Below are 4,263 nucleotides of genomic sequence, written 5' to 3' on the forward strand. Positions count from 1 at the left end.
ACTTGGATTTTGACGGAACGATTTTCCAATTAAGATCAAAGATGACCGATTGTTTGGCGAAAGACAACTGTGGTATTCCACCTGAAAAAATGAAAGTGAAAATAGGCGAGTGGAAGCCAAAAGAAACGACTTGTTGTACGCCTGATTCGGATTGTTGTTAATTAAGTAACACAAAGTTTCTCGAAGTTTCACAAAGAAATATTATAAATAAATGTTTGATAATTTAGCTACAACCATAAAATCCATCAGTGAAATTTCGGTTTCGGAAGAACGAAAAGAAGTTTTAAAGCTCTTGGTAGATTACATTCAAAATAAAGTTAACAATAACGAAGAAATTCGTTTGAATTTTATTTGTACTCACAATTCCCGCAGAAGCCATTTGTCGCAAATTTGGGCTCAAACCATGGCGTTTCATTTCGGCATTCAAAATGTATATTGCTATTCGGGCGGAACCGAGGCCACGGCTATGTTTCCCAAAGTAGCCGAAACATTGACTAACCAAGGATTTCATATTCAAAAATTGAGTCAGGAACAAAATCCGGTTTACACAGTGAAATTTGAGGCCAACCAACATCCTATTGTTTGTTTTTCCAAAGCCTATTTTGATGAGTTCAATCCAAAGACAAATTACGGAGCCATCATGACGTGTAACAATGCCGACGAAGGTTGTCCGATGGTTTTTGGTGCCGAAAACAGATTCCCTATAAAATACGATGATCCAAAAGCATTTGACGGAACCGATTTGATGGATGAAAAATATGCAGAACGCAGTTTGCAAATTGCGAGTGAGCTGTTTTTTGTTTTTTCACAGGTGAAGAAATGACAATATTAGAATTTTAAACGCTTAAAAGTTTGACATGAAAAAACGACTGGGATTTTTAGACCGATTTTTAACGCTGTGGATTTTTTTAGCGATGTTGATTGGCGTTGGTATAGGTTATTTTATTCCGAATTCAGCTGATTTCATCAACTCATTTTCTTCGGGAACCACTAATATTCCTTTGGCGATTGGGTTGGTATTAATGATGTATCCGCCATTGACCAAAATCGATTTCTCGAAAGTGCCGCAAATGTTCAAGCAGCCTAAATTGCTTACAGCGTCCTTTTTTATTACTTGGATAGTCGGGCCGTTTTTGATGTTTTTATTGGCGACATTTTTCCTGAAAGACTATCCCGAATACATGACCGGCTTAATCATTATAGGCATCGCGCCTTGTATTGCCATGGTCATAGTATGGAACGAATTGGCCGAAGGCAACCGAGAATTAACAGCTGGCTTGATAGGTATTAACAGTTTGCTGCAAGTTTTCTTTTTCAGTTTGTATGCTTATTTTTATTTGAAAATCATGTTGCCTTTGTTTGGCATCAAAGGATTAGAATTGAATATTACAGTAGTCGAAATCGCCAAAACCGTTGGGATTTACCTAGGTATTCCATTTGCTTTGGCAGTTGTTAGTCGATTTGCCATCAAGAAATATTTAGGCGAAAAGTTTTTCAACCAAAAGTTTATTCCGTTTGTTTCGCCTATTACTTTAATTGCGTTGCTTTTCACTATAGTAGTAATGTTTAGTTTGAAAGGTGAAATGATAGTAGATTTACCGATGGACGTTCTTCGAATAGCCATACCGTTGGTTATCTTTTTTGCCATTATGTTCTTTTTGATGTTTTTTGTCTCGAAGAAAATTGGGGCGAATTACCGAGACGCAACGGCTTTATCGTTTACCGCAGCCGGAAACAATTTCGAGCTGGCTATTGCGGTTTCCATTGGTGTTTTCGGGATCAACAGCGGACAAGCTTTCGCCGGTGTAATCGGTCCGTTGGTGGAAGTACCGGCGCTAATCATTTTGGTCAATGTGGCTTTTTGGCTCAGAAAAAAATATTTTACAACAACCGTTTAAATCTTATGGAAAGAAAAGAACATTGGGAAAACGTTTTTTCCACCAAAACTGAAAAAGAGGTGAGTTGGTACCAACAATATCCTAAAACTTCGGCTGATTATATAACCGCTTTAGGTTTGCCTTTGGAGGCCAAGATTATTGACATTGGTGGTGGCGACAGTTATTTGATGGATGCTTTGTTGGATTTGGGTTATACTAATTTGACGCTGCTCGACATTTCGGCCAATGCCATTGATAGGATTAAAAACCGTTTGGGAGAAAAAGCCAATAAGGTAACTTTTATTGTTTCGGATATTTTGGATTTTAAGCCTCAAGAACAATATGATTTTTGGCACGACCGAGCTTGTTTTCACTTTTTGACCAAACCGGAGGATGTTGATTTATATTCGAAGATTGTCAGTCAGGCTCTTGCCGATGACGGAAAGCTTTTCATTGGTACTTTTTCTGATAACGGACCCAAAAAATGCAGCGGTTTGGAAATTACCCAATACAATAGGGAAAGTTTGCGTTTTGTTTTTGAAAGAGATTTTAAACTCACCGGCTGTTTCACAGAAGATCATTTAACTCCTTTTGATACAATTCAAAATTTCCTTTTTTGCGGATTTAAAAGAAAGTAAAGCATGAAAAATATATTAGTACTGTGTACAGGCAACAGTTGCCGTAGCCAAATGGCACATGGGTACTTAGCCCATTTCACGGATTCAGATAAAGTAAAAGTCTATTCGGCCGGCGTGGAAACACACGGAGTAAATACTTTGGCGATTGCCATTATGCAAGAAGACGGTGTGGATATTTCAAAACACACTTCCAATAATGTAGACGAGTATTTTGACATTCCGTTTGATTTTCTGATTACGGTTTGTGACTATGCTAAAGAACGTTGTCCGTTCTTCCCAACGCAAGCCATTAAGTTGCACTATAATTTTCCCGACCCGTCAAAAGTAAAAGGATCAACTTCGGAAGTCATTGAAGAATTCAGAAAGGTACGAAATATGATTAAGGACTACTGTAAAACCTTCGTTGAAACCTACAACCTAAACTAAAAAAGTCCCGTAGCAACGGGACTTATTTATATCTGAACATCCGAAAATCTGAACATCCAACTACACGTGTAACGCTCTATTGTCCGTAGCGGCTAAAGCAGCTTCTTTTATCGCTTCCGCAAAAGTTGGATGCGCATGTGACATGCGTGAAATATCTTCGGCAGAAGCACGGAATTCCATTGCGGTTACCGCTTCGGCAATCAAATCGGCACAACGCGCCCCAATCATGTGAACGCCTAAGACTTCATCGGTTTTGGCATCGGCTAAGATTTTTACAAATCCGTCGATATCACCACCGGCACGCGCTCTTCCTAAGGCTTTGAACGGGAAACTTCCGGCTTTGTAGTTTACGCCATCGGCTTTCAATTGCTCTTCGGTTTTACCAACCGCGGCTACTTCCGGCCATGTATAAACCACACCCGGAATCAAATTGTAATCGATATGGGGTTTTTGTCCGGCTAAAATTTCGGCTACTAAAACACCTTCTTCTTCGGCTTTGTGGGCTAACATCGCACCGCGAACTACGTCACCAATAGCATAGATATTAGGTACATTGGTTTGCAAGTGGTCATTGACTTCAACCATACCTCTTTCGGTCACTTTTACACCGGCTTTGTCGGCAGCTAATCCATCGGTATAAGGACGACGACCTACGGCTACTAAGCAATAATCGCCTTCAAAAGTAACGGTATTGCCTTTGGCATCATCGGCAGCAACTATTACGTTTTTACCTTTGCGAGTAACTTCTTTAACTTTATGAGAAGTATAGAATTTCATGCCTTGTTTTTTCAAGACTTTGGTCAATTCTTTAGACAATCCGCCATCCATACCCGGAATGATACGGTCTAAGTATTCTATAACCGATACTTGTGTGCCCAAACGCAAATACACTTGTCCTAATTCGATACCGATAACACCACCACCAATGATGATTAAGTGTTTCGGAACTTCAGGTAATTTTAACGCTTCGGTTGATGTGATGATTCTTTCTTTGTCGATTTTGATAAAAGGCAAAGAAGAGGGTTTAGAACCGGTGGCGATGATGATATTTTTTCCTTCGATTACTTCAGATGAACCGTCGGCTTTAGTCACTTTAACGTGCGTAGCATCTTCGAATGTTCCTAATCCTTCAAAAACGGTGATTTTGTTTTTGTCCATTAAGAACTTCACGCCACCACTGGTTTGGTCAACAACGGCTTGTTTGCGAGCAATCATTTTTTCTAAGTTTACTTTCACTTTCCCCGAAACTTCGATACCGTGATCAGCAAAGTGTTGTAATTCTTCGTAATGATGCGAAGAAGCTAAAAGCGCTTTGGAAGGAA

Annotated in this window: 6 protein-coding genes; 5 read left to right on the top strand and 1 reads right to left on the bottom strand. The window is 39.5% G+C overall.

Annotation, left to right across the window (positions count from 1 at the left end):
* Nucleotides 1-2: 2 nt before the first annotated feature.
* The 5 genes from ACIQ32_RS11330 to ACIQ32_RS11350 are packed head-to-tail and all read left to right on the top strand — an operon-like array spanning nucleotide 3 to nucleotide 2,941.
* Nucleotides 3-161 carry a DUF6428 family protein gene (locus tag ACIQ32_RS11330; RefSeq protein ID WP_396195806.1) on the top strand — a complete coding sequence of 53 codons (159 nt, stop codon included), beginning with the start codon at nucleotides 3-5 and terminating at the stop codon, nucleotides 159-161.
* 50 nt (nucleotides 162-211) lie between these two features.
* The gene (locus tag ACIQ32_RS11335) at nucleotides 212-823 is read left to right on the top strand and encodes a low molecular weight phosphatase family protein (RefSeq protein WP_396195801.1); all 612 of its coding nucleotides are present in this window, start codon (nucleotides 212-214) and stop codon (nucleotides 821-823) included.
* Nucleotides 824-857: 34 nt separating this feature from the next.
* Entirely contained in the window at nucleotides 858-1,898 is a 1,041-nt protein-coding gene (gene arsB / locus ACIQ32_RS11340) for an ACR3 family arsenite efflux transporter (protein ID WP_396195802.1), read from the top strand.
* Between the two features lie 5 nt (nucleotides 1,899-1,903).
* Nucleotides 1,904-2,515, top strand: a complete 612-nt coding sequence (locus tag ACIQ32_RS11345; protein WP_396195803.1) for a class I SAM-dependent methyltransferase — start codon at nucleotides 1,904-1,906, stop codon at nucleotides 2,513-2,515.
* A 3-nt stretch (nucleotides 2,516-2,518) separates the two neighbouring features.
* Nucleotides 2,519-2,941: an arsenate reductase ArsC gene (locus ACIQ32_RS11350; RefSeq protein WP_396195804.1), complete on the top strand. Its 423-nt coding sequence runs from the start codon at nucleotides 2,519-2,521 to the stop codon at nucleotides 2,939-2,941.
* 60 nt (nucleotides 2,942-3,001) lie between these two features.
* On the opposite strand, the gene lpdA is transcribed toward ACIQ32_RS11350, so the two are convergent.
* On the bottom strand, nucleotides 3,002-4,263 hold a 1,262-nt coding region (lpdA, locus tag ACIQ32_RS11355), incomplete at its 5' end, for a dihydrolipoyl dehydrogenase (protein WP_396195805.1).

Source organism: Flavobacterium sp. (assembly GCF_044373165.1).
Taxonomy (GTDB): Bacteria; Bacteroidota; Bacteroidia; order Flavobacteriales; family Flavobacteriaceae; genus Flavobacterium.